This is a genomic window from Klebsiella sp. PK01 (assembly GCF_057624675.1).
In genome coordinates this window covers 334,486-357,675 of the sequence record NZ_JBYEZM010000002.1, presented here as the reverse complement: position 1 = coordinate 357,675, position 23,190 = coordinate 334,486, and the positions used below count along the sequence as shown (strand labels likewise).

Annotated in this window: 21 protein-coding genes and 6 tRNA genes; 16 read left to right on the top strand and 11 right to left on the bottom strand. The window is 49.4% G+C overall.

Translation table 11 applies throughout. The annotated features are described in order from the left end of the window. The first annotated feature begins 224 nt into the window (after positions 1-224). The 4 genes from AC22LX_RS07005 to AC22LX_RS06990 all read left to right on the top strand — a co-directional run bounded on the left by AC22LX_RS07005 (position 225) and on the right by AC22LX_RS06990 (position 3,544). Entirely contained in the window at positions 225-722 is a 498-nt protein-coding gene (locus AC22LX_RS07005; protein ID WP_045391638.1) for a putative pterin-binding protein, read from the top strand. A 10-nt stretch (positions 723-732) separates the two neighbouring features. After that, entirely contained in the window at positions 733-2,649 is a 1,917-nt protein-coding gene (locus tag AC22LX_RS07000; protein WP_045391635.1) for a putative bifunctional diguanylate cyclase/phosphodiesterase, read from the top strand. A 214-nt stretch (positions 2,650-2,863) separates the two neighbouring features. Next, positions 2,864-3,196 (top strand): TehB family protein, encoded by a 333-nt coding sequence (locus tag AC22LX_RS06995; protein WP_045391632.1) that lies wholly within the window; start codon positions 2,864-2,866, stop codon positions 3,194-3,196. 9 nt (positions 3,197-3,205) lie between these two features. Then, positions 3,206-3,544 carry a DUF1869 domain-containing protein gene (locus AC22LX_RS06990; RefSeq protein WP_045391899.1) on the top strand — a complete coding sequence of 113 codons (339 nt, stop codon included), beginning with the start codon at positions 3,206-3,208 and terminating at the stop codon, positions 3,542-3,544. Between the two features lie 46 nt (positions 3,545-3,590). Here the strand turns inward: AC22LX_RS06990 and AC22LX_RS06985 are convergent, their stop codons facing one another. After that, the gene (locus tag AC22LX_RS06985; protein WP_045391629.1) at positions 3,591-4,481 is read right to left on the bottom strand and encodes a LysR substrate-binding domain-containing protein; all 891 of its coding nucleotides are present in this window, start codon (positions 4,479-4,481) and stop codon (positions 3,591-3,593) included. Between the two features lie 131 nt (positions 4,482-4,612). On the opposite strand from AC22LX_RS06985, the gene AC22LX_RS06980 reads away from it, so the two are divergent. The 4 genes from AC22LX_RS06980 (at position 4,613) to AC22LX_RS06965 (ending at position 9,459) form a co-directional block, all read left to right on the top strand. After that, positions 4,613-5,185 (top strand): hypothetical protein, encoded by a 573-nt coding sequence (locus AC22LX_RS06980; RefSeq protein ID WP_045391626.1) that lies wholly within the window; start codon positions 4,613-4,615, stop codon positions 5,183-5,185. Between the two features lie 270 nt (positions 5,186-5,455). Then, positions 5,456-6,466: a LacI family DNA-binding transcriptional regulator gene (locus AC22LX_RS06975; protein WP_045391623.1), complete on the top strand. Its 1,011-nt coding sequence runs from the start codon at positions 5,456-5,458 to the stop codon at positions 6,464-6,466. 94 nt (positions 6,467-6,560) lie between these two features. After that, complete coding sequence (locus tag AC22LX_RS06970) at positions 6,561-7,994, top strand: glycoside-pentoside-hexuronide (GPH):cation symporter (RefSeq protein WP_063447755.1); 1,434 nt, start codon at positions 6,561-6,563, stop codon at positions 7,992-7,994. Positions 7,995-8,103: 109 nt separating this feature from the next. Then, positions 8,104-9,459: a NosD domain-containing protein gene (locus tag AC22LX_RS06965; protein ID WP_045391617.1), complete on the top strand. Its 1,356-nt coding sequence runs from the start codon at positions 8,104-8,106 to the stop codon at positions 9,457-9,459. 43 nt (positions 9,460-9,502) lie between these two features. Here the strand turns inward: AC22LX_RS06965 and AC22LX_RS06960 are convergent. The 3 genes from AC22LX_RS06960 to AC22LX_RS06950 form a co-directional block, all read right to left on the bottom strand. Further along, positions 9,503-9,578, bottom strand: a tRNA-Asn gene (locus AC22LX_RS06960). Positions 9,579-9,853: 275 nt separating this feature from the next. Next, a complete protein-coding gene (locus AC22LX_RS06955; RefSeq protein WP_045390187.1) occupies positions 9,854-10,495 on the bottom strand; it encodes a hypothetical protein in 642 nt (213 codons plus the stop codon). A 259-nt stretch (positions 10,496-10,754) separates the two neighbouring features. Next, positions 10,755-10,830: transfer RNA gene (locus AC22LX_RS06950), tRNA-Asn, on the bottom strand. 5 nt (positions 10,831-10,835) lie between these two features. Between AC22LX_RS06950 and AC22LX_RS06945 the strand changes: the two genes are divergently transcribed. The 3 genes from AC22LX_RS06945 to AC22LX_RS06935 all read left to right on the top strand — a co-directional run bounded on the left by AC22LX_RS06945 (position 10,836) and on the right by AC22LX_RS06935 (position 12,662). Next, complete coding sequence (locus AC22LX_RS06945) at positions 10,836-10,928, top strand: DUF5951 family protein (RefSeq protein ID WP_221694692.1); 93 nt, start codon at positions 10,836-10,838, stop codon at positions 10,926-10,928. 95 nt (positions 10,929-11,023) lie between these two features. Beyond that, positions 11,024-12,463, top strand: a complete 1,440-nt coding sequence (locus AC22LX_RS06940) for an EmmdR/YeeO family multidrug/toxin efflux MATE transporter (RefSeq protein WP_045390189.1) — start codon at positions 11,024-11,026, stop codon at positions 12,461-12,463. A gap of 123 nt (positions 12,464-12,586) precedes the next feature. Then, a tRNA-Asn gene (locus AC22LX_RS06935) sits at positions 12,587-12,662 on the top strand. Positions 12,663-12,754: 92 nt separating this feature from the next. Here AC22LX_RS06935 and AC22LX_RS06930 read toward each other — a convergent pair. Further along, entirely contained in the window at positions 12,755-14,209 is a 1,455-nt protein-coding gene (locus AC22LX_RS06930; protein WP_045390191.1) for an AMP nucleosidase, read from the bottom strand. A 128-nt stretch (positions 14,210-14,337) separates the two neighbouring features. After that, positions 14,338-14,577 carry a histidine kinase gene (locus AC22LX_RS06925; protein ID WP_045390193.1) on the bottom strand — a complete coding sequence of 80 codons (240 nt, stop codon included), beginning with the start codon at positions 14,575-14,577 and terminating at the stop codon, positions 14,338-14,340. 148 nt (positions 14,578-14,725) lie between these two features. Between AC22LX_RS06925 and AC22LX_RS06920 the strand changes: the two genes are divergently transcribed. Further along, complete coding sequence (locus tag AC22LX_RS06920) at positions 14,726-16,303, top strand: alpha/beta hydrolase (protein ID WP_487333888.1); 1,578 nt, start codon at positions 14,726-14,728, stop codon at positions 16,301-16,303. Here the strand turns inward: AC22LX_RS06920 and AC22LX_RS06915 are convergent. The 3 genes from AC22LX_RS06915 to AC22LX_RS06905 all read right to left on the bottom strand — a co-directional run bounded on the left by AC22LX_RS06915 (position 16,214) and on the right by AC22LX_RS06905 (position 18,131). Next, a complete protein-coding gene (locus tag AC22LX_RS06915) occupies positions 16,214-17,146 on the bottom strand; it encodes a nucleoside recognition domain-containing protein (protein ID WP_047050690.1) in 933 nt (310 codons plus the stop codon). The genes AC22LX_RS06920 and AC22LX_RS06915 overlap by 90 nt on opposite strands. A 78-nt stretch (positions 17,147-17,224) precedes the next feature. Further along, on the bottom strand, positions 17,225-17,938 hold the full coding sequence (locus AC22LX_RS06910) for a 4'-phosphopantetheinyl transferase family protein (protein ID WP_045390199.1): 714 nt from the start codon (positions 17,936-17,938) through the stop codon (positions 17,225-17,227). A 117-nt stretch (positions 17,939-18,055) separates the two neighbouring features. Further along, a tRNA-Asn gene (locus AC22LX_RS06905) sits at positions 18,056-18,131 on the bottom strand. A gap of 314 nt (positions 18,132-18,445) precedes the next feature. Between AC22LX_RS06905 and nac the strand changes: the two genes are divergently transcribed. From nac to ldtA, 3 genes are all read left to right on the top strand, one after another. Continuing rightward, positions 18,446-19,363 carry a nitrogen assimilation transcriptional regulator NAC gene (nac, locus tag AC22LX_RS06900; protein ID WP_045390201.1) on the top strand — a complete coding sequence of 306 codons (918 nt, stop codon included), beginning with the start codon at positions 18,446-18,448 and terminating at the stop codon, positions 19,361-19,363. Positions 19,364-19,469: 106 nt separating this feature from the next. Beyond that, positions 19,470-20,420: an HTH-type transcriptional regulator Cbl gene (gene cbl, locus AC22LX_RS06895; protein WP_045390486.1), complete on the top strand. Its 951-nt coding sequence runs from the start codon at positions 19,470-19,472 to the stop codon at positions 20,418-20,420. A gap of 76 nt (positions 20,421-20,496) precedes the next feature. Next, positions 20,497-21,438 carry a L,D-transpeptidase gene (ldtA, locus tag AC22LX_RS06890; RefSeq protein WP_045390203.1) on the top strand — a complete coding sequence of 314 codons (942 nt, stop codon included), beginning with the start codon at positions 20,497-20,499 and terminating at the stop codon, positions 21,436-21,438. 52 nt (positions 21,439-21,490) lie between these two features. On the opposite strand, the gene AC22LX_RS06885 is transcribed toward ldtA, so the two are convergent. Both AC22LX_RS06885 and mtfA read right to left on the bottom strand, forming a co-directional pair. Continuing rightward, positions 21,491-21,566: transfer RNA gene (locus AC22LX_RS06885), tRNA-Asn, on the bottom strand. Positions 21,567-21,666: 100 nt separating this feature from the next. Beyond that, positions 21,667-22,467 carry a DgsA anti-repressor MtfA gene (gene mtfA, locus AC22LX_RS06880; RefSeq protein ID WP_161801904.1) on the bottom strand — a complete coding sequence of 267 codons (801 nt, stop codon included), beginning with the start codon at positions 22,465-22,467 and terminating at the stop codon, positions 21,667-21,669. A gap of 90 nt (positions 22,468-22,557) precedes the next feature. Here mtfA and AC22LX_RS06875 point away from each other — a divergent pair. Further along, a tRNA-Ser gene (locus AC22LX_RS06875) sits at positions 22,558-22,647 on the top strand. Positions 22,648-23,190 lie beyond the last annotated feature (543 nt).

Sequence of the window (23,190 nt, the reverse complement as noted above, 5' to 3'; positions counted from 1 at the left end):
TTAGGGAGATTACCGCGCACAAGTTCAACTGAAAAGTTTTTTACCTGCAGGAAAGACAATAAAGTAAAAAATGTCTAAATCGAACATTTAATTTCCACCGCTGGCGCGGGTTAACTGTTGACCATGACTGCTATTTTATTTTTGTCGCCCCACTGGGACAGCTTTTAAGAATTCACGTAAATGGTTTACAATTACTATCTCCAACGCTGGATATGGTGGGTGATATGCGTCTAATTTTTGCAGTTTTATTTTATGTTTTAGTTTTACCTAATGCTTTCGCAGAAAAACTGCCTGCGCCAACGGGCAAACCCGTTTTAACCATTTCAGGAAAGATTACCAATACAAACGAAGGCGATACCGCCGTATTTGACGTTGCCGCGTTAGAAAAATTGGGCAATGAGACAGTGATCACAACCACACCCTGGTATTCAGGAAAAGTGCGCTTTGACGGTATTTCACTTAGCAAACTTATGGACTTAGTGGGTGCGCAAGGTAAGACGGCGAAAGTGATGGCTCTGAATGATTATACAACCGAGGTGCCGGTGGAGGATTTTCATAAATTCCCGGTGATCCTCGCGCTGAAGATGAATGGCGAATATATGCGCATTCGTGACAAAGGGCCGCTTTTTATTGTTTATCCCTACGATAGTAGCGCGGAGTTACAGAACCAAATCTATTATTCCCGCTCGGCATGGCAGGTTTCAAAGATTATAATTGAGTAAGGCTCTGATCTTGAATCGAATACTCACTGCCATTATTTTGTCGCTTTTTATCGTCACCGGATACATTACCTATCTGGTGCATGAGCGGCAGAGTGAGCTGCAAAAATTAACACGTTACACCGACTCGTGGTCCGTATCCCAGATGGTCTCTGAATATATGCGTCTTGAGGCTCGTTTAAGCGCCCTGGCGCTGAACGTGAAGGGGACCGACCGCGATGAGGTACGCCTGCGCCTGGAAATAATGATGAGCCAGATCGAGCTGCTACAGCAGGGCGATCTGGGCCAGTTCATCAGAAAAAGCGAGCAGCGGCAGGCCACGGTTACCAGTCTGATTCAGATCCTCGATCAACTCGATCGGCAACTGGACACCATGACGCCTGAGCAGATGGTGACTCTGTTGCATACCATGAGTAAGTTGGATGGCCCGATGACCTCACTGGCCTCCATGACCCTGGCGCAGGACTTTGATGTCGTTAATCTTACGCACGATAAGATTCAGCATCTTTATTACATCTATTCGGTGATTTCAATCTTGCTGATTACGATGTGTATTTCTCTGGGTTTATTGATGCTTCGGCAAAATAATAACTTGCGTCGAGCGCATGTGCGCATGAAGTTGTTAGCTAACGATTTGCAGCTGTCGAAAGAGAAACTGCAGGTACAAAACCGCCGTTTGCAATATGACGCTTATCACGATTCGTTAACAGGCATGCCTAACCGCCTCTCTTTCTGGCAGAGGCTGCAGGAAGTGGTTAATCACGTAAAACCTTATAATGGTTGCGCTGTGGTTATGTTGTTCGACCTGGATAATTTTAAAGATGTTAACGATACCCTGGGACATGATGCGGGTGACAAACTGCTGCAGGAGCTCGCCAGCCGCCTGTCGTTCTTCCGTAAAACATCAGAGACGCTGTACCGGCTTGGCGGCGACGAATTTGCCCTTGTATCGCAGGATCTGAGCGAAGAAATGGCGCTGGAGCGGGCGGATGTGATCCGCGAGAAAATCAGCCAGCCCTACTATATCTACGATTCATTGATTAACATCGGCGCTTGCATCGGCATCGTTATCTCCGATGGTGAAAGTCGTACCGATTACTTATACAAATGTGCCGATCTGGCGCTGTATGAAGCGAAAAAGTCTGGCGCGGGCCACGTGGAGATTTTCCGTCCTGGCATGTTGCAACGTTTACAGGAAAACAAATCCTTTGAGGACGATCTGCTGCATGCGCTGGAAAATGACCAGTTCAAGGTTTACTACCAGCCAATCGCCGACACGGTGTCGCGTGAAATCTACGGCTACGAGGCGCTGGTACGCTGGTTCCATCCGCTACGCGGTATGGTACCGCCCGTTGAGTTTATTCCGGTGGCGGAGAAAACCGGCCTGATAAACCAACTTGGCGAGTGGGTGCTGAAAACTGCCTGTGAGGAGGCTGCCCGCTGGGAACAGCCGCTGAAGGTTTCGGTTAACGTCTCACCGATTCAACTTATTAATACTTCGCTTACCGAGACGGTGGCAGCGGTGCTAAAGAAGACCGGACTCGACCCGCGACGCCTTGATCTTGAGATTACGGAATCTGATGTGTTTAACGAAAATACACGCTCGCTGGAGATCCTCAGCCAGTTGCGCGAGCAGGGGATTCAGATCTCTATTGACGATTTTGGTACCGGCTATTCGTCATTGTCGCGGCTGAGTTATTTCCCTTTCGATAAGATCAAAATTGATCGCTCGTTTGTGGTCAATATACCTATGCAAAAAGACGACCTTGATATTGTGCGCCTGATCATCAGTATGGGGAAAAGCTTGCATATGCGCATCGTCGCCGAAGGCGTTGAAACCGAGGAACAGTTAACTTCGCTGCAACAATTAGGTTGCGATCTCGTCCAGGGATATTTGATCGGGAAGCCGGGGCTGTTAAATAACAACTGAAAGAAGATTTCCCTCGCTCTTTAAAATGGCGCCTGTGAACTATCGCAGGCGCTTTTTTATATTTTAAATAACGCTAATCCGTAATGGGTATAAATAGGGGTAGAAGCAATAGATTCGAAAAAATAATACCCTTAGCAATTAAAAGAGGTATATGATATGCAATATATCGTTCCATTCGCGGCGTTATTTCACGGCGCGGAAAGAGAGGCAAATCATGCAGCGAATCATTATACCTACCCATTATGTTCAGACCCGTTCCACCCCTATGTGGACCAAAGAGACCGCACCCGCGTCTATCTGGAAACGCCATCTTGATGCCGGCACGCGACAGGGCGTCTATCCGCGTCTGTCGGTGATGCAGGGTGCAATACGCTATTATGGTTATGCCGATGAAACGAGCCCAGACCCTGTTGAAACGATGACTATCGAAGCGGGGCAGTTTGGTGTCTTCCCTGCGGAAAAGTGGCACTGCATTGAGGCATTATCTGACGATACCGTATTTAATGTCGATTTTTACGTTGACCCTAAAATTCTGATTGAGGGATAAGCTATGTCTATGAACAGTGAAAATAAAGGTTATTCATTAGCGATAGTCAATGGCAACAATCACGAAAAATATGAGAAAGTTTATTTAAAGCCGATGGCGCTCTATGTTCCTGATATCGCGGCTCAGGCCGTAGCAGAATTACTCTCTGGGATTTCGAGCGATAATTTACAGGGTAAAGGGGTTAGTCTGACGGTAACGAATAATAATAATGGCGTGTCGGTGGATAAAGACTTTGACTCGCTTGACTCCTTACAGGACCCGCAGATCGCCGCTGACGCGGTGAAAGAGCTCATCAATATTGTGCGCGGCTATGAGTCTGACGAAGAGACTAACGTCTGCGGCTGGTAATACGCCGTCTGGCAGATATCGCCCGATATCTGCCTTTTCACAGGCTTCAACTAAGCGCGATCTGCCGCAGTAGCCAGTTCCGCAACGCGTTGATATCGCCGCGCTGGGCTATCTCTGGTGTCGCCACCAGATAATAGTTCGCTCCGGGTAAGGACATCTCAAATGGCGCTACCAGAACCCGGCGTTGCAGCAGATCGCGCGCCAGCAGTTCGCTGGCAATAACCACGCCTTGTCCCGCCACAGCCGCCTGGAGCGCATGCGTCTCGTCGCTGAAGGTTAACCCTGCGCCGGTATTCAGTTGTGATGGCCCGTAGTGGCGCAGCCAGTTCTCCCAGTCTGGCGAATCTGCCGGAACGTGACGATGTTCAACGTGGAACAGGGTAGCGTGACGCAAATCCTCCAGCCGTGTAATACCCAGCGCTGGGCTGGCGACGACGATAAAGCGGTCTTCATGTAGCAAGGTGCAGTGCAGTTTGCGCTCCGGCGTTTCACGATAGCGAATCGCGACGTCGACGCTGCGCAAGTTGAGATCCACACGCTCGACGCTGGTATGGAGCCGCAGGTCGATGGCGGGAAATTCCGCTTTAAATGCTGCCAGCCGCGGTACCAGCCAGTGGGTCAAAAAGTTGGAGGTGGTGGTGACGGTGAGCGACGGCGGCTGGTGTGAGCGAACAATTTGCGTAGTCGCTTCTTCCAGCGCGCTAAAGGCGCGTTGCGTGCCTGCGTAGAGGATTTCGCCGCTGTCGGTCAGGCTGACGCCCATGGCGTTGCGTTCACAGACCCGGCACTCCAGCACAGATTCCAGAAGTTTTATCTGATGACTTACCGCAGTAGCGCTCACTCCGAGCATATCGGCGGCGCGTTTAAAACTGCGGCAGCGGGCCACGGCATGAAAGGCGCGCAGCGCGCCCAGCGGAGGAAGGCGGGTTTTTCTCATGGCTGAATTTTTCTCATCTATGGCTGAAATCTATGCGTTTGCTGTACTCATTATACAGGCGGTAGCCTACTGATATGTGAAATAGACGCTGAGTTTAATTCATCAGCGTTTGCCATTATCAGGAGTGAATAATGAGTATCTATTCTAATCAGCACGCCGGTGGGGCAACAATTTGCGTAGTCCCGTTCACGCAAGCTATCGCGCTAAGTGGCGTATTCGCGGCGGGGGCGCTGCTATTGAGCGTTTCCTCCATGATTGGCGCTATCGGTACTCTGTCGTCTCTGCTGACGCTGGTGGGAGCTTTTGCCGTTGGCTATGCAATCGCGCGTTGGCAGCCGTGGCCAGCACGTTTTAGCGTTAGGGTATCGTGCTACGCCTTTGTGCTGTCCGCTATGGGCTGGTTAATGTTACTGGTGCTGTGGAATAGCGGACACGGTTGGCTATCTCAAATGCCGGGGATCGCCTTTGGTGGATTAGGTCTGGGCATCGTCTGGCAAAACAATGCTACAGCAAGATATTCGTCGGGAATGATGGCGAACATCCCGATGATAGCAGGTATCGTTATTATTATCCTGGCGACTCTGCTAACCAATCACTATGCGGATTCGGGAAAGGGAGGTTTTGTCTACGCACTGGCGGTCCTGGTGGATCTGGCATTGCTGGGAGCGGTGCTGGTGAAAATTAGGCAGCAGGAAATGTCGTAAATCGGCCTGTTATTGACCATGGCAAACCCTACCTATCATCTACGCAAGCGTAACACCACGACGACTTTGGTTTTGGCGTGGTGCCCATACTCCTCTATTTGTCAGTGAATCCATTAAATATAAGTCGTGAACGCTTAGTCATTTTGTGACAGCAGAATTGAGAGAAAAATCGCTGTTTTATGTAACGTGACAACATGTGAAGTGGCTTACATTTTTGACTTTCATCACACTTTATAGTTACGTCATTCTTGGTCGACGCAGTTATTTACTATGGCATCCATTAAAGACGTAGCAATAAAAGCTGGAGTATCCACCGCTACGGTCTCACGCGTGCTGAATAATCATCCCAGCGTGGCTCCAGAAACTCGCAAAGCAGTTCGTGAGGCAATGGATTTCTTATGCTATGTGCCCAGCAAGAGTGCGTTTCAATTGAGTGGGAAATGTTCTGGGCTGATTGCTGTTGTTCTGCCAAACCTTGTCAACCCACATTTTTGTGAACTGCTGGCGACATTTGAAGAAGAGGCAAGATACATCGGTAAAACGGTTATCGTCAAAACTCATCAGAATCAACCGCAGCTAGATAAGCAAATAATATATACGCTTATTAGTATGGGTATTGACAGTTTGCTATGGGTACCAACAGAAGCCGAAAGCGAACTTGCAGAATGGCTCATCGCAACTAATATCCCCGTTGCCGTGGTTACGCTGGTATCGCGATTTTTCAATTCTGTTTCTATCGATCAAAGTAAAGGGGCGGAAGTTATAGCTGAGCATTTTATTCAGACCGGTCATACCACGTTTGGATTTGTAGCGCAGGAAGGCGCAGATAACCGAAAGGTTTTTTCATGGGCAAAACGAATTACCGGCCAGGGATTGTCTATAGATAAAGAAAATCAGTTTTGGATAGCGAAAGGTGAGGGTGAGAAAACGTCAGGGCATATTAGTATACTCGATGATATTATTGTCAGGCTAGCCGCGAGAATAAATCATTGCTCATCTCTCTGGGTTTATAACGATGTGGCTGCTAGTTATATTATTGATGGGTTAAAAGAAAAAGGAATATCTGTGCCTAAAGATATTGCCATCGCTAGTTTTGATAATACTTTACTGGCACAAACTAAAAAAATTACCAGTGTGGCGCAACCGATAAGTGAAATCGCCCATCTGGCATTTCAAATGATTAACAACGAAACGAAGCAAGGCAGTATTGAAATGCACGAAATTGTCTCTCGGTTAATTATTCGGGAGAGTAGTGTGAGTATTAATATTACTTTGTTTTAATCTATATACGCCATTATTAACTTATAAATATAAACTAACATTGGTTTACTAACCTCTGTTGAACACTTATGACTGTATACTCTAGAGGTTTTCTATGTCTGCAAACTCAATCGAAAGGCAAGGTGTTTACGGCAAACTGCATTTAAAAGAAAAAATTGGTTATGGAATGGGAGATGCTGGTTCTTGTATGATTTGGAGTGTACTGGCGTTATATCTAACATGGTTCTACACAGATGTTTATGGCTTAGCTCCCGGTGTTGTCGGTACCTTGTTTCTGGTCATTCGTATTTTTGATGCCTTTAGCGATCCGGTTATGGGGGCGATTTGCGATCGTACTCGTAGCCGATGGGGTAAATTCCGACCATGGTTATTATGGATGGCATTGCCATTTGGTTTGGGAGCAGTACTGATGTTCACAACGCCCGATTTAAGTATGAATGGAAAAATTGTTTATGCCTGGGTGACATATCTTGTGATGTCATTGATTTATACTGCTATCAATATTCCATATTGCTCAGTAGCTGGTGTGATCACGCTAAACCAGAAAGAGCGTTTAGGCTGTTTGTCATGGCGATTTTTCCTCAATGGATTGGCGACGCTAATTGTCTCTTCTTCAATTTTACCCTTAACAGACTGGTTAGGTAACGGTAACAGAGCGGCTGGTTTTCAGTTGACTATGGTAATCATGGGAGGCGCTGCGACACTAATGTTCTTCTTTTGTTTTGCCAGTATCAAAGAACGTGTTACTGCAATTAAAGTTAATGACTCTTTAATAAATGATCTAAAAGATATCATCAAAAACGATCAATGGTTATTGATGATATGTATTACTTTCCTTAATGTTTTTCCGGCATTTATTCGTGGTGCAGTGACTATTTATTATGCTACCTATGTTATGCAAGCCTCCGTCGGATTTACTACGTTTTTTTTGGCTCTTGGTGTTACATGTAACATGCTAGGTAGTGTTATAGCGAAACCACTCACCGATCGTTTTGATAAAATTAAGCTGTTCCGTTCGATTAATATCGTTCTTGGGTTCCTTTCTTTAGCTCTATGGTTTGTCGATCCCAGGTCTTTGCTGCCACTACTTACACTCTTTATCATCATTAACATCCTGCATTTAATTCAATCAGGCCCAATATTATGGGCTATGATGTCCGACGTTGATGACTACGGTGACTGGAAATACGGTAAACGCCTTACCGGTATTTCATTTGCCGGTAATTTATTTATGTTAAAAATGGGCCTGGCAGTTGCTGGTGCGATTGTTGCGTGGATATTATCATTAACGGGTTACATCGCTAATAAACCTCAACAAAACACAGAGACTATCGAAGGTATCATTATTATGTTTTCTTTACTGCCAATGATTACCTATTTTCTTAGTGCATTTGTAGTTAGATACTTTAAATTGAATAACCACTTTCTTGAGCAAATTAAAGTGGAACTCGCTAAGCGTGAACTTAATAACGGTTCTTCACCGCATCATGACATCGGGCGAGATACGACCACAGTGGTTAATCATTAGTTAAAATTTTTCTGAAAGAAATCAGGGGAGGTGTTACTTATTATAATGTCCAGACGGTCACTAGAACCATAATATCTACCTATCCTAATAATGTAGGGAGAAATAACGCATGTCGAGTAATAATTATTATGATGTAACAGAGTGGAGTGAAGGTAACCCTTTTGAAGATATCGGTTTTGTGATTAATAGTATTATTGCTGATATTAAAAAACGGCAGACTGACACAGATGTTAATGATGGCGGGAAGCCGGGGGCCGTGATCTTTATTCCACCTGGAGACTATCATTTGCTCACTCAGGTAGTAATAGACGTCAGTTATTTGAAAATTAAAGGGGACGGACATGGGTTTACCTCTTCAAGTATCCGTTTTAATACCCCGGAAAATGAGTGGGCAAGCTGGCATGAATTGTGGCCAGGCGGTAGCCGTATACTTGTTGATATAACGCCATCAGCTACGACTCCGGAAGCGGAAGGGGCGGCTTTTTATATTGAGCGTGGCGGTGACCCAAGAATAAGCTCAGTTGAGTTTGCTGATTTTTGCATTGATGGGTTACATTTTGTAGATGATGGTTCGGGAAATAACGACCCTGAAAACACCTACCTCAATGGTAAAACGGGTATTTATATTGCCAGTGCGCAGGACTCATTCCGTATTAGTGGAATGGGATTCGTATATCTTGAACACGGCATCACTATATATAATGCCGATGCATTGGCGATACATAATAACTTTATTGCCGAGTGCGGTAATTGTATAGAACTCCGCGGGTCGGGACAGGCTTCAAAAGTAACTGATAATTTGATAGGTGCCGGTTATAGAGGATATTCTATTTATGCAGAGAACTTTGGTGGCCTTCTGGTTACAGCAAACAACATTTTTCCCCGCGGTAAAAGCAGTATTCATTTTTCTGGTGTCGTCCGTTCTGCAGTTAGCAGCAACAGGTTTCATTCATTCTATCCAGGGATGCTGGTTTTTGAGAAAAGCTGTTCAGAAAACCTGGTGACGGCAAACCACTTTTTCCGTGAACATGAACCTTGGGAACCTATGCAGGCGTATAGTAATGGTTTAGATGACTTGTATGGGTTGCTATATATAGAGGGTGAGAATAATTCGATCATTGCTAACCATATTTCTGAATCGATTGATAAACAGTATATCGTTCCCGTTGGCGCTACACCTGTGATAATACGGTTGGCATCAGGAGATAGTAACTATATTTCTGACAATCATATTGTTGCTACCACCGATACATCATCGTTAAAAGGTCATGCAGAATCTTGTTTCTCTACACAAGTTAGAGCGCTGCTGGCATTAAAGGGGTTGGAAGTTCTCGACGTGACGACCGTACAGGTCGACGCAGCATCTCAACGTAATACCATACTTGATTCCGGAAGTGACGATCAGGTTGTGCTTGATAAAGCGGTCAATGCGTTTAGAGCAACGCCGGTACCCGGCTTGTCATAATAGAAAAGCAAAAAGCCTGCTCGAAAGCAGGCTTTTCTGAATTTGGCTCCTCTGACTGGACTCGAACCAGTGACATACGGATTAACAGTCCGCCGTTCTACCGACTGAACTACAGAGGAATCGTGTGAACGAGGCGCATGTTAACGAGTGAGTGACGGGTTGTCAAAGGAGATTGCGTCATTTGCGATTGTTCGCTGGTAAAATCATCAATGGCAGCGATTTTTTCAGCACTTAAGCGAAGATTTAAGCAGTAAAAAAGCGGGAAGACTCACAAGTGGATCCGGAAAACACTCTATTCCGCAGTTGCATTAAAGAGTCATTTAGACGATGAGAGTACAATCGTCATTCGGATACACCAGCCTACAATACAGGTGTAACTTGAGACGTGAATGGATTATTTTTCATCGGGTTCTGCATTTAGCCGCCATGGCTGCAAATGACCATTTTTAATTCTGGTTAAATAATCTTCAATTAAACTCTTAGTTTGCGGGGCGAGGGTGTAAAATTCATGTAACGTACAGGCTATATTAGATTGTAAATCTATAGTGCTGGAGATGTTCTCAGGAATAATGTACATTTGGCGGTTTGTCATAGTTCTAATGTATAATCTTCTGCCAACAATAGGGTTTTCAGCGAATAAATTAACGCCAATCTCAATGACGCCTTCTACAGGAAAATATAAAACGTACCACTGTTTTTTATTATGGTTGTTAATTAAAGATTCAACCATTTCGGCAGGGGATAGACGTTTCAAATTATCAACACAACGAAGAATGTATCGGTACATTACAAATTGTTTTAGTAGAGCCGTGAAGAATCCTAATAAAAATAAAAGGGTAACCGTTGATGCTATTACTACTAAAAACCATTCTCCTGTTGATAAAACCGAAAAAGAAGATGCGACAACTAAACTTATTATTAACGAAAAGATAAATGTTAAGCTTTGTAATTTATATTTTTCTTTTGCAAATTTAAATAAAAAGTAAGTCAGGAAAAACCCACACAGGCAATAAAAAAATAATAATGATCTATCCATGTATTTAATCCTGGTATATGTGTGTTAAAAATATTTTCTCAAAGTATCTAAATATTTCAGACTAACTTGATTCTATGCTACCACGAAGACAGTAAACCTTGCTATTCCTGTTGGCGCGTAAACGCTGGAAGGAATAGTCATTTCGACGGTGCTCAGCAGGTTTAGTCGTTATGTTTGATGTCTGTGGATGAAGCGAACGAACAGAAGAGAGTGGAAAGCAAAAAAGCAGACGTCGCTGAACGTCTGCTTTTCTTAAAATTGGCTCCTCTGACTGGACTCGAACCAGTGACATACGGATTAACAGTCCGCCGTTCTACCGACTGAACTACAGAGGAATCGTGTGGAGTGGTATCTTAGCGGCGAAAAAAAATTTGTCAAATATCAATTCAGTGGTGGGGCTTCGCTTGCTGCATCTCTCAACAAATTGTCGTAATTGCCAACAAATTATCAGGAAAAATACTTTGCAGGATTAGCAGTTCTCAATCATCATTTGAAATGTTGTTTCAACTCTTCTCACTAAGGTCTCCCTTGAACGTCACTTCAGCAGTACGCCAGGCCGTAGCGCGCACGTCCTGGTTTAAAAAACGCAAGAGCTATCGGGTGCTCTACTGGCGTGAAATCAGTCCCCTTGCCGTACCGATCCTGTTGGAAAATGCCTGCGTGTTATTGATGGGCGTGCTGAGTACTTTCCTTGTTAGCTGGCTCGGCAAAGAAGCGATGGCCGGGGTGGGCTTAGCCGATAGCTTTAATATGGTGATTATGTCGTTCTTTGCCGCGATTGACCTTGGCACTACCGTGGTGGTGGCCTTCAGCCTCGGCAAGCGCGATAGAAAGCGGGCGAGGGCGGCTGCGCGGCAGTCGCTGGCGATCATGACCTTGTTCTCGATTGTGCTGGCGGCGGTTATTCACGCTTTTGGTCAGCAGATTATCGATATCGTTGCTGGAGACGCTACGGTTCAGGTTAAAGCGCTGGCCCTAACCTATCTCGAACTGACCGTGCTGAGCTATCCGGCGGCGGCCATTGCTTTAATTGGTAGCGGCGCGCTTCGCGGCGCGGGAACCACCAAAATACCGCTGCTAATTAACGGCGGGATGAATATTCTCAATATTATTATCAGCAGTATCCTGATTTACGGCCTCTTCTCCTGGCCGGGGCTCGGCTTTGTCGGCGCTGGGCTGGGGCTGACTATTGCCCGCTATATTGGTGCGTTGGCAACAATCTGGGTACTGATGACCGGTTTTAACCCGGCGCTGCGCATTTCGCTGAAGAGTTACTTTAAGCCGTTTAACTTTGCCATTATCTGGGAAGTGATGGGTATTGGTATCCCGGCGAGCATCGAATCGGTACTGTTTAACGGCGGCAAGCTGCTGACGCAAATGTTTGTTGCCGGTATGGGGACCAACGTCATCGCCGGAAACTTTATTGCCTTCTCGGTGGCTTCGTTAATTAACTTGCCGGGTAACGCGCTGGGATCGGCCTCCACCATTATTACCGGTAAACGTCTGGGCAAAGGGCAAGTCGGCCAGGCGGAACGTCAGGCCTGGTTCGTGTTCTGGCTGTCGACCATTATCCTGACGCTTATCGCCTGGGGCACCGCACCTTTCGCCGGCCTGATCGCTTCGTTCTATACCAGCGAAGAAGATGTAAAAGTAGTGGTTAAAGAACTATTGTGGCTCAATGCCCTATTTATGCCAATTTGGTCGCTTTCGTGGACCTTGCCCTGTGCCTTTAAAGGCGCACGCGACGTGCGTTACACCATGTGGGTGTCGATGCTGGGTATGTGGGGCTGCCGGGTGGTTGCTGGCTATACGCTGGGGATCATGCTGGGCATGGGCGTTATCGGCGTCTGGCTGGGTATGGTGCTTGACTGGGCGGTGCGCGGCCTGTTGTTCTATCGTCGGATGATCACCGGGCGTTGGTTGTGGAAGTACCCGCGATTAAAGGCTCGGCTGGAAGAAAAGTCATGAATATACTGAAAAAGCGTTACTTTTTAGACGAAGTGAGGAATAAATAGGCAAACGATCGCCATTATAAAAAACATCTTTGACATGGCTGAGCGTGCTCGCTAATATTCGCCCCGTTCACACGATTCCTCTGTAGTTCAGTCGGTAGAACGGCGGACTGTTAATCCGTATGTCACTGGTTCGAGTCCAGTCAGAGGAGCCAAATTTAAAAAGCCTGCTTTCGAGCAGGCTTTTTGCTTTTCTGCATCCATACAATTTTTCCCTGCGCACATAGCGCGCAGGGCTCGCCTGGGATTAACGGAACGGCGGTTCGTTGAAGGTACGCAGCTTGCGGGAGTGCATGTGGTCGCCCTCGGCGCGCAGCAGATCGATGGCGCGGATCCCTATCTGCAGATGCTCGGAAATCGCCCCTTCGTAAAAGCGGTTCGCTTGTCCCGGCAGTTTGATTTCACCGTGCAGCGGTTTATCGGAGACGCACAGCAGCGTGCCGTAAGGAACGCGGAAACGGTAGCCCTGTGCGGCAATAGTGGCGCTTTCCATATCAATAGCCACCGCCCGACTGAGATTAAAGCGCAGCGCCGAGGCGGAATAACGTAACTCCCAGTTGCGGTCATCGGTCGTCACCACCGTACCGGTACGCAGACGCTGTTTGACCTCTTCGCCCGGCATGCCGCTAACCTGTTTAGTGGCGTCATACAGCGCGCGCTGCACTTCGGCGATGCTCGGGATGGGAATATCCGGCGGTAGCACCGCATCCAGCACGTGGTCATCACGTAAATAGGCGTGCGCCAGCACGTAGTCGCCTATCGACTGGCTCTCACGCAGGCCGCCACAGTGGCCAATCATCAGCCAGACGTCAGGACGCAGCACCGCGAGGTGATCGCAAATATTTTTAGCATTCGCCGGGCCGACGCCGATGTTGATCAACGTAATGCCCTGACCGTCGTTAGTGATCAGGTGCCAGGCCGGCATCTGGTGCTTTTTCCACGCCAGATCGGAAATCGCCTCTTCCGGGGCCTCCGTGTCGGCGGTGATCCAAATCCCGCCCGCACAGGAGAGGGCAATGTACGGGCTATCCGGATCGAGGATCTGGCTACAGCCCCAGCTGACGAACTCATCGACGTAACGAGTGTAGTTGGTAAACAATACATACGGCTGGAAGTGCTCAACCGGCGTGCCGGTATAATGCTTCAGACGTGCCAGCGAAAAATCGACGCGGCGGGCGTCAAAATGCGACAGCGGATAATACTCGGTAGCGTGGAACAGACCATCGGCGGTTTCATCGCCAATCTGCGACAGTTCGGTGGTAGGAAAATAACGTGTTAATCCGGCGCTCATTGAGCGATCCAGCGTCAGGGCTGAGCCATCAATCACGTAAGGAAAGGGAATTTCGTGCTGCGAATGGCCAACGCTAATATGCGCGCCGTAATCCTGATACAGCAGAGTTAATTGTTCCAGCAGGTAAGCGCGAAAGAGTTTAGGGTTAGTAATGGTGGTGGTGTAGCAGCCCGAATGGGTGAATCGCCCCCAGGCACGGGTTTTTAAGGCTTTGTGCTCGGCGCCATCCCATGAAACAGACAGTTGAGGATAGACGAATAAGCCTTCAGCACGGGCTATTTCATCAGGAAGGATATTGTGATGAATGTACTCGCCAATGGCCTTACGCAACGCGTTAACCGCTCTTTCATACTGCGCTTCCAGCTGGGAAAGCGCCTGCTCCGGGGTCAGACTGACGGCCTTCTGGTTCATCATTCGCTCCTTGTTTCAGGTCTGCTGATACTGTCGATAGTATGCTACAGCGTGAAAATGGCGAAGGAAAATTACTGTCCCGGGTAAATATTCAAACGCGTTGATAATAAAAGCTTAGCCGCGCAGGGTCAGGCAGTCTGTGCCCAGCGTTCGGCGCTAAAATTACTTGCGCTTATCACTCTTAATGTCGCCGCGCTGTTATTGTTGATGTAATAAAGCGCATTAGGACCAGGCGTTAACTTATCGCCTTCCTGCAGTTTGCATCGGCTTTCGATTTCAGCAATCACCACGATCTGACCGCTCTGTAGAACCACGCAAGTTCTTGCTGGAGATGAATTTTTCCGTACTTTTTTTACCCACCATTCCATTTTTTCACCCTGGCTTGATACACTCGGCATGATAATTGACGTGTTATCGCTTTAAAGACAACTGAAACTACCCATTGGTTTAATTTACGTTTAGCTCACGTTGTTAAATCTTAACTCTGCGATGCAGCGGGACAGGCAAATAACGCTTATGGCTTTGATGCGGCTTAACAAGTTTCTGAATCATTCTGGATTAAGAATAGTCTCGCTAGCGAAAAAAACGCTGGCAGCGGCGGTTATTGTGGTGGTGGTATTTTTCATCGGACGAATATATGAATCGGAACGTGGACCTGCATTGCAGCGCTGGCATACCTGGTCTGGCGATGAGATGACCGCTGATGAAATCGACCGCGCCAGTTTTGCCAGCTATCTCAAACGGGAAGATGAGATATTCGCCGATTTGCGGCGTGAGGTCAGTGACCAACTGCCTGCCGCTGACAAAACGCCGATAAACCGCTTTTATCGCGACAGCCTGGTCTATCCACCACGCTTTACGCCTGACTGGAATCGCTCCTTTATACTATTGCCATCCGGCAAACCGCGTGGTGCGGTGGTGCTACTGCATGGTTTAACCGACTCCCCCTACAGCGTGCGCTATCTGGCGGAAGAGTATCAACGGCAGGGGTTTATTGCAGTGGCGCCGCGCTTACCCGGCCACGGTACCGCCCCGGGCGCATTAACCCACGTTGATTGGCAACAGTGGCTGGCGACAACGCGCCTGGCGGTTCGGGAAGCGACGCGACTTGCCGGTGGGGATGTGCCGCTGCATCTGGTGGGATATTCTAACGGCGGCGCGTTGGCGCTGAAGTATGCGCTCGATGAACTGACCGATAAATCGCTGGTCAAGCCGCAGCAGATAATACTGTTATCGCCGATGATTGGCGTAACCGCTTTTGCCCGTTTCGCAGGACTTGCCGGGCTACCCTCGGTGTTTCCCGCCTTTGCGCGTGCGGCGTGGCTAAATGTCGTTCCGGAGTTTAACCCCTATAAGTACAATTCCTTTCCGGTTAAGGCGGCGCGCCAGTCGTGGTTGCTGACCCAGGCCTTGCAAAAACAGATTCTTGCGGCGGCGCAGAGCCAACGCTTAACCTCTCTCGCCCCGGTGTTAACCTTTCAATCGGTGATTGATTCTACAGTCAGCACCCGGGCGGTGGTTGATTCGTTGTACCGCTATTTGCCGGACAACGGCAGCGAACTGGTGATTTTCGATATTAATCAGGCGGCGAACCTGCGGGCGCTGTTTCGCCCGGCGACCTACTCAGCGGTGAATACCTTGTTACCTCCGGCGCCGCGTCCGTACTCTACGACTATCGTGACGAACGCGACTGAGCACACCCTCGATACCGTCGCGCGACTGACGCTGGCGGGGCAAACCGCAGAGAGAACGCAGGCGCTGCATCTGGCCTGGCCGCAGGATATGTACTCGCTTTCGCATATTGCGGTGCCATTCCCCATCACCGATTCGCTGTATGGCCGCGAGCCGACGGAGAAAAACCTTAGCGGTATTAGCCTTGGCACCATTTCGCTACGCGGCGAGACCGCGACGCTGAGCGTCGGCCTTGATACGTTAATGCGCGCTACTTCTAACCCGTTTTTCCCCTATCTGCTGCAGCGGATCAATCAGCGTCTGCCATCGTTCTCAGAACCACAGGATGTGCAGTACCGTCCGCAGCGCAATACCGATGAGGGCGGCAGGGGCGACGAAGCGGAAAAGACGCACAAATCTTGAGCTGACGCCAAGGAAAATGCCGATGCCGGGTAGGTCGAAGGTCTGGATGAGGAGCCCTGCGGAGGCGTTAATCTGGCTGAGCGTCACTTTACCCTGCTGCGCCAGCTCGGAGATAACCCCAAAATAGGCGGTACCGCCCGCCACGCATTTCACCAGCGCGGGTAGGACGAAGTTTTCAGGGATATGTAGCCATAGCAGCAGCGGCATCAGTACGCGCTGCAGCATCTCGATGACGCCAGCCGCCTGCATCAGTCCGACGATAGTCAATGATAAAATTAGCATCGGCACGGCGCCAAGCGCCAGGCGGATAGCGTCGGCGCCGGCGCTATTGATGACCGCGATCAGCCCGTGATTATTTTGTTCGCTTTCCGGGAGCGCTTCTGCCCGGCTGCTCTCGACAATTGACAACTTACGCCCGGTTGCGTACCAGCAAACCGCTGCGGCGCAGAGTCCGCCGATAATAGAAATGGCGATCGCGGCCAGCCAGTGCAGGCCGAACGGCGTTAAGGGATAGAATACATTGCCCTGGCCCATGGCGAAGACCATCGCCAGGGTGGCGGCCATTTGTCGGTCGGAAACACCACGTTTATCCATAATCGCCAGCGTGGCGAGCGGGGCGGCAAAACTCACAAAATTTATCTGAATCAGCGCGAAGGCGCTCATGCCGGTCAACCCAAAGGGCTTAAGCAGCGGCGCCAGCCAGCGCACGATGATGTCGAGAATTCCGCGGACTTCGAGATATTTCATTATGATCAGCATGACGACCATAATGGGTAATAAGGTATAAAGCGCTACGTCGACGGAGGATTTCCCCGCTGACATAATGATGCCGATGACATCCATTTATCTATCACTGTATGCAGGTCAAATAGTTAGCGCCATCATAATACCGAAGGGGCAAAATGAACATGCTTTCGTGTGTTAGCGTAGACAGGTAAGAACGGTGCCTTCACGGAAGTGGTATTCGCCGCTGAACTGGCTACCTGCGGGCAACTCGTCGCTGAGGGTTTTATTAAGGCGCAACGTGAAACGCTGATTTGCCGGGTCGAGTGCGACCATAGCGGCGGCATCAAAATCAAACATCTGCTGTACGCGCGGATAAAGCGCTTTGAACAGGCTTTCTTTGGCCGAGAAAGCCAGCAGCAGCGCCCACTCCTTATCCAGACCACAACAGGAAAGTAACGTCTGTTCCGGTCTCGAGACAAACATATCGGCGCTTTCCAGCATGATCCCCGGTTGCAGATGCTCGATATCGACCCCGGGATACAAACCGTCGTCCTCGGCGCTAACCACCGCGATGGCAATATCTTCGCTGTGCGAGACGCTTCCTCGCCAGCCTGCCGGCCAAATTGGCGCACGATCCGTAGCGGTTAACACCGGTTCGAAACAACCTGATTGTTGCAGCAAATAGCGCGCGCAGTAGCGCCCGGCCAGATATTCGGCTTTACGTTTTGCGACGGCGCCAGTAAGAGAAGGAGGGAGCGGGATGGCGTACTGGCTAAAAAGAGCGTCCTGTAGTTGCGATCTGGCGAAACGTACCCGACAAAATGTCAACGCCGGGTCAGCACGAAGATAGCCGCATTCGGCGTGCTGAATAAAGGGGAGATCGTGAAAGCTGTTGGTAACGATAAACATGCAGACTCATCAGGAAAAACCAGTATGGCGCTACCATAGCGCAGGTGATGAACGAAGCAGAAGAGTTGTGTGAAATATAAAACAAAAAGCCTGCTCGAAGGCAGGCTTTTCTAAATTTGGCTCCTCTGACTGGACTCGAACCAGTGACATACGGATTAACAGTCCGCCGTTCTACCGACTGAACTACAGAGGAATCGTGTGAACGGGGCGCATATTATCGATGACTGACGGTGTTGTCAAAGGCTGAATCGCCATAAAGCGTGCGACTGCTGACAATTTCAACAATTAAAAGCCTTTTATGATAAATCATACCGAAATGCACCGTGATGGTGCATTTATACCCCTAATGGGGCATATCATGCGCTCATGGAAGCCACCAGTATTATCACAAACCCTTATTTTGCCGCACCAGCAGGGTGATGATGTCGCGACGTAAAACCTGGCAAGCATCTTGCAAAATACCTGTAACTTAATGGCCAGTAGTGGCATTCCCTTACAGGAGGCAAAATGAACTTAAGACGACTGAAGTATTTTGTGAAAATCGTCGATATCGGCAGTCTGACCCAGGCCGCTGAAGTCTTGCACATCGCACAACCGGCGCTGAGCCAGCAGGTAGCGACCCTGGAAGGTGAACTGGAGCAGAAACTGTTGATCCGCACCAAGCGAGGCGTCACGCCAACGGAAGCGGGGAAGATTCTCTATACCCACGCGCGGACCATTTTACGTCAGTGTGAACAGGCGCATCTGGCGGTACATAACGTTGGCCAGACGCTGAGCGGGCAGGTGGCAATTGGCCTTGCGCCGGGAACTGCGGCTTCGGCGATCACCATGCCGCTGTTGCAAACGGTGCGTAATGAACTTCCCGAGGTTAACGTATATCTGCAGGAGTGCAGCGGCAGCGTATTGAATGACAAGCTGCTTGGCGGTCAGCTGGACATGGCGGTGCTGTATGAGCGTTCGCCAGTGGCGGGAGTGGTCAGCCAGCCGCTGCTGAAAGAGGATTTGTATCTGGTCGGTACGCAAAACTGTCCGGGGCAAAGCGTTGACCTTTCAGCCGTCGCGGAAATGAGCCTGTTTTTACCGCGCGACTATAGCGCCGTTTGCGCCCGGGTCACCGAAGCTTTCACTTTACGCCGCCTGTCGGCAAAAGTAATTGGCGAGATCGAATCCATCACCACATTAACTGCTGCAATCGCCAGTGGAATGGGCGTTACCGTATTGCCGGAATCGGCGGCGCGCGCGCTGTGTGCTACGGCTAATGGCTGGATGGCGCGCATCAGCACGCCGTCGATGAGTCTGTCGTTATCACTGAATACCTCGGCACGTGGCGGCTTATCTCCTCAAGCACAGGCCGTCAAAGATATCCTGCTGTCGCTGGTTAGTCGTCCGTCCCTGGAGAATCGTGAATTACAGCTGGTCAGTTAGGTTATATTCTTTTAAGGAATAAGTTGCTGGTTTTTATTATTTGTTTGCCGGGTAAACAGACTTTAACAATAGACATCATGTTATGTCTGAAGACCTGGGGGAAAAGGTGAATTTCCAGCAACTTAAAATTATTCGTGAGGCGGCCCGTCGGGATTACAACCTGACAGAGGTTGCTAACATGCTGTACACCTCGCAATCTGGCGTCAGCCGCCATATTCGTGAGCTGGAAGAAGAGTTGGGGATAGAAATCTTTATCCGTCGTGGTAAGCGTCTGCTGGGGATGACCGAACCTGGCAAAGCGCTGCTCTCTATTGCCGAAAGGATCCTCAACGAAGCCAGCAATGTCCGCCGACTGGCCGACCTTTTTACCAACGACGCTTCAGGCGTATTAACCATTGCCACCACGCATACTCAGGCACGCTATAGCCTGCCTCCGGTGATTAAAGCTTTTCGCGAACTGTTCCCCGACGTGCGGCTGGAGTTAGTGCAAGGGACGCCGCAGGAAATCGAAGCGCTGCTGCACAACGGCGGGGCGGATATTGGTATCGCCAGCGAGCGCTTAAGTAACGATCCGACGCTGGTGGCATTCCCCTGGTTCCGCTGGCACCACAGTTTGTTAGTGCCAAAAGATCATCCGCTGATTGAGGTTACACCGCTGACGCTTGAGGCTATTGCTCGCTGGCCGTTAATTACCTATCGGCAGGGGATCACCGGACGTTCGCGTATTGATGAAGCCTTCACCCGTAAAGGGCTGATGCCGGATATCGTTCTCAGCGCTCAGGATTCCGATGTCATTAAAACATACGTGGAGCTGGGCTTGGGCGTGGGGCTGGTGGCGGAGCAATCCGGCGATGCTCGCGAAGCGGATACCTTTACCCGGCTGGAAACACGCCATCTCTTTGATGCTAATACCGTTTGGTTGGGGTTAAAACGCGGTCAGTTACAGCGTAACTATGTCTGGCGTTTCATTGAACTGTGCAATGCCGGGTTGTCATTGGATGAGATTAAACGCCAGGCGATGGAGCCGGAGGAAGTGGCTATCGATTATCAAATCTGAGTGCGGACAGCAGGTCAGCGGGAGGCGCCAAAGCAGCTATAATTCATTCACGTGAGTCGCGACTGAGGAAGGGAAAATGATGGTGCGGCGTATGAAGTTGCTTTGCTCTCTGGTGATGATGTTGGCCAGCTACAGCGCGTTGGCGGTAAGTTATCCGTTACCGCCGGAAGGGAGTCGTCTGGTTGGCAGCCCGATTAAAATTAGCGTGCCCGAGCGTAATACCCAGCCGCTGGAAACCTTTGCCGCGCAGTACGGGCAGGGGCTCAGCAACATGCTGGAGGCTAACCCCGGCGTCGATGTCTATTTGCCGAAATCCGGTAGTTCGTTGATTATCCCGCAGCAATTGATCCTGCCTGCCACCGTACGGAGCGGTATCGTAATCAACGTCGCCGAGATGCGGCTTTATTATTATCCGCCCGAGGGCACTACCGTCGAGGTGCTGCCAATCGGTATTGGCCAGGCGGGGCGTGAAACGCCGCGCAACTGGGTGACGACGGTGGAACGTAAACAGGAAGGACCTACCTGGGTACCGACGGCGAATACCCGTCGTGAGTACGCCAAAGAAGGTAAAACCCTGCCGGCGATGGTGCCCCCCGGGCCAGATAATCCGATGGGGCTATATGCTATCTATATCGGCAGGCTGTATGCCATTCATGGTACCAACGCCAATTTTGGCATTGGCCTGCGGGTGAGCCAGGGTTGTATTCGCCTGCGCAACGATGACATTAAATACCTGTTCGATAATGTGCCGGTCGGCACGCGAGTACAGATAATCGATCAGCCGGTGAAGTACACTACCGAGCCGGACGGCAGCCGCTGGCTGGAAGTTCATGAACCATTGTCGCGTAATCGTTCGGAATTTGAGTCAGACCGCAAAGTGCCGCTACCGTATACCCCGGCAATACGCGAGTTTGTGCAGGGAGCGGGCGTAAACGTCGGTCGTGCGGATTATGCACTACAGCGGCGATCCGGGATGCCGGTGAATATTAGCAGTTCAGCGGGGGAAGCCAGTTTTTAAGCCATGAACGTTAAAAAGCAAAAAGCCTGCTCGAAAGCAGGCTTTTTAAATTTGGCTCCTCTGACTGGACTCGAACCAGTGACATACGGATTAACAGTCCGCCGTTCTACCGACTGAACTACAGAGGAATCGTGTGAACGAGGCGCATACTACTGGCCTCGCATTTTTGTGTCAACGCTAAATTTAAGCAACTGATTCGAATGGCTAAGTTTAATTCAAAGCGAGCTTTTAATGAACAATCCGCACGTCGTCTTCATCCAGCAGATCGTTTTCCCGTAAACGCTGTAGCGGATCCTGACGATAGAACTGACAGAACCGCTGCCATAGCGCCGGGAAACGGGGGGCGAAAAGCTCTGGGGCGCTAAAGAAATATTCAGATAGCACTGCAAAGCACTCAGCCGGATCGGTTGCCGCATAAGCATCAATGCTGGCGGCGCTTTCGCCGACCAAATCGATCTCATCCTGAATGTTGTTCATCGCCGCATGCAGATCGTGTTCCCAGCCAGCCACTTCTCGCAGAGGGATAAAAGGAACGCCGCTGGCGCGGTCGCCGTTGCGTGAATCCAGTTTGTGCGCGACCTCATGTACCACCAGATTAAAGCCGGAGGCGTCGAAAGAGTCCTGAATATCTAACCAGTTAAGGATAATGGGGCCCTGTTGCCAGCTTTGGCCGGATTGGACAACGCGTTGATTATGTACCAGGCCGATGTCATCTTCCCATTCGTCATCGACGACAAAGGGGGCAGGGTAGATCAAGACTTCATGGAAGCCATCTAACCATTCAAGGCCAAGTTCCAGTACAGGCAGGCAAAAGAGGAGTGCGATACGCGCGCTGTGCAGGGGAGTTAACTCAAATCCCTGTAACGGCACCAGACGTTTTTGCTGTAAAAAACGTGCCGCCATTTGGCACAGCTGCTGCTGTTCCTGTTGAGTGAGGTTCGCTAAAACCGGAATGGCAACCGCTTGTTCCCATGGGATTTCGCCATTGCCTGTCTGTTCTTCTGCTTTCCACGGCCATTTAAACATCATATCGCTCGCAAAGTCGTCACTTGAACTCAATTTAAGGGACTGGAGCTATTAAAATGCCAAAGAACCTGGCATTATAGCAACCTCAACAGCGGAGAGATGCCGGAGCGGCTGAACGGACCGGTCTCGAAAACCGGAGTAGGGGCAACTCTACCGGGGGTTCAAATCCCCCTCTCTCCGCCACTATTCAATCACTTACGCCAAATCCCTTCAACGACATTCATCACACTTGGTATACTGTTGGTATATTCCGTCGCTATATTTTTATCAATCATCATCTTCTGAATCCTCTAAAATCGGTTGCTCCAGTGTCGGCGAAACGGTCAATTTGCGGTCATAAATACGTACCTGACGCTCTGTTTTATCGCCGCAGAAAGTTGTTTAATTTCGCGTGAATTTCACACAAATAGCAGGTGTAAGAAGTATCGCGACCAGGCAACCCTAAAAGGCTTCAGAATAGGGAGCTGGTTCGCCCGCAGGCTCATAAAAGTCAGTCAGGGCCGGTAAGTTGTCAGCCACCCACCGGTAAAAACGTGGTCATGAACTCATGTTGCCACAACACGACTTGAGCGATAGTTCACGTAGCGGAGCCTCTTCATGTGTAGTGCAGTGATGATTGTTCTGCATAAAATCGATTCAATGAATTAATCATCGTAAACATGCTAGCGTGTATAGTCAGCTTGACGGGGTGAATGGATTACATAAAAAAGTTGCAGTTTGTTGATG

What these genes read in the sequence shown, in the direction of transcription:
- nac (WP_045390201.1), top strand. Translation starts at nt 18,446, where the DNA reads ATGAACTTAAGACGACTGAAGTATTTTGTGAAAATCGTCGATATCGGC.
- AC22LX_RS06920 (WP_487333888.1), top strand. Translation starts at nt 14,726, where the DNA reads ATGGCTTTGATGCGGCTTAACAAGTTTCTGAATCATTCTGGATTAAGA.
- AC22LX_RS06965 (WP_045391617.1), top strand. Translation starts at nt 8,104, where the DNA reads ATGTCGAGTAATAATTATTATGATGTAACAGAGTGGAGTGAAGGTAAC.
- mtfA (WP_161801904.1), bottom strand. Translation starts at nt 22,467, where the DNA reads ATGATGTTTAAATGGCCGTGGAAAGCAGAAGAACAGACAGGCAATGGC.
- AC22LX_RS06985 (WP_045391629.1), bottom strand. Translation starts at nt 4,481, where the DNA reads ATGAGAAAAACCCGCCTTCCTCCGCTGGGCGCGCTGCGCGCCTTTCAT.
- AC22LX_RS06970 (WP_063447755.1), top strand. Translation starts at nt 6,561, where the DNA reads ATGTCTGCAAACTCAATCGAAAGGCAAGGTGTTTACGGCAAACTGCAT.
- AC22LX_RS06910 (WP_045390199.1), bottom strand. Translation starts at nt 17,938, where the DNA reads ATGTTTATCGTTACCAACAGCTTTCACGATCTCCCCTTTATTCAGCAC.
- AC22LX_RS06995 (WP_045391632.1), top strand. Translation starts at nt 2,864, where the DNA reads ATGCAGCGAATCATTATACCTACCCATTATGTTCAGACCCGTTCCACC.
- AC22LX_RS07005 (WP_045391638.1), top strand. Translation starts at nt 225, where the DNA reads ATGCGTCTAATTTTTGCAGTTTTATTTTATGTTTTAGTTTTACCTAAT.
- AC22LX_RS06980 (WP_045391626.1), top strand. Translation starts at nt 4,613, where the DNA reads ATGAGTATCTATTCTAATCAGCACGCCGGTGGGGCAACAATTTGCGTA.
- AC22LX_RS06955 (WP_045390187.1), bottom strand. Translation starts at nt 10,495, where the DNA reads ATGGATAGATCATTATTATTTTTTTATTGCCTGTGTGGGTTTTTCCTG.
- AC22LX_RS06925 (WP_045390193.1), bottom strand. Translation starts at nt 14,577, where the DNA reads ATGGAATGGTGGGTAAAAAAAGTACGGAAAAATTCATCTCCAGCAAGA.
- AC22LX_RS06990 (WP_045391899.1), top strand. Translation starts at nt 3,206, where the DNA reads ATGAACAGTGAAAATAAAGGTTATTCATTAGCGATAGTCAATGGCAAC.
- ldtA (WP_045390203.1), top strand. Translation starts at nt 20,497, where the DNA reads ATGATGGTGCGGCGTATGAAGTTGCTTTGCTCTCTGGTGATGATGTTG.
- AC22LX_RS06915 (WP_047050690.1), bottom strand. Translation starts at nt 17,146, where the DNA reads ATGGATGTCATCGGCATCATTATGTCAGCGGGGAAATCCTCCGTCGAC.
- AC22LX_RS06975 (WP_045391623.1), top strand. Translation starts at nt 5,456, where the DNA reads ATGGCATCCATTAAAGACGTAGCAATAAAAGCTGGAGTATCCACCGCT.
- AC22LX_RS06930 (WP_045390191.1), bottom strand. Translation starts at nt 14,209, where the DNA reads ATGAACCAGAAGGCCGTCAGTCTGACCCCGGAGCAGGCGCTTTCCCAG.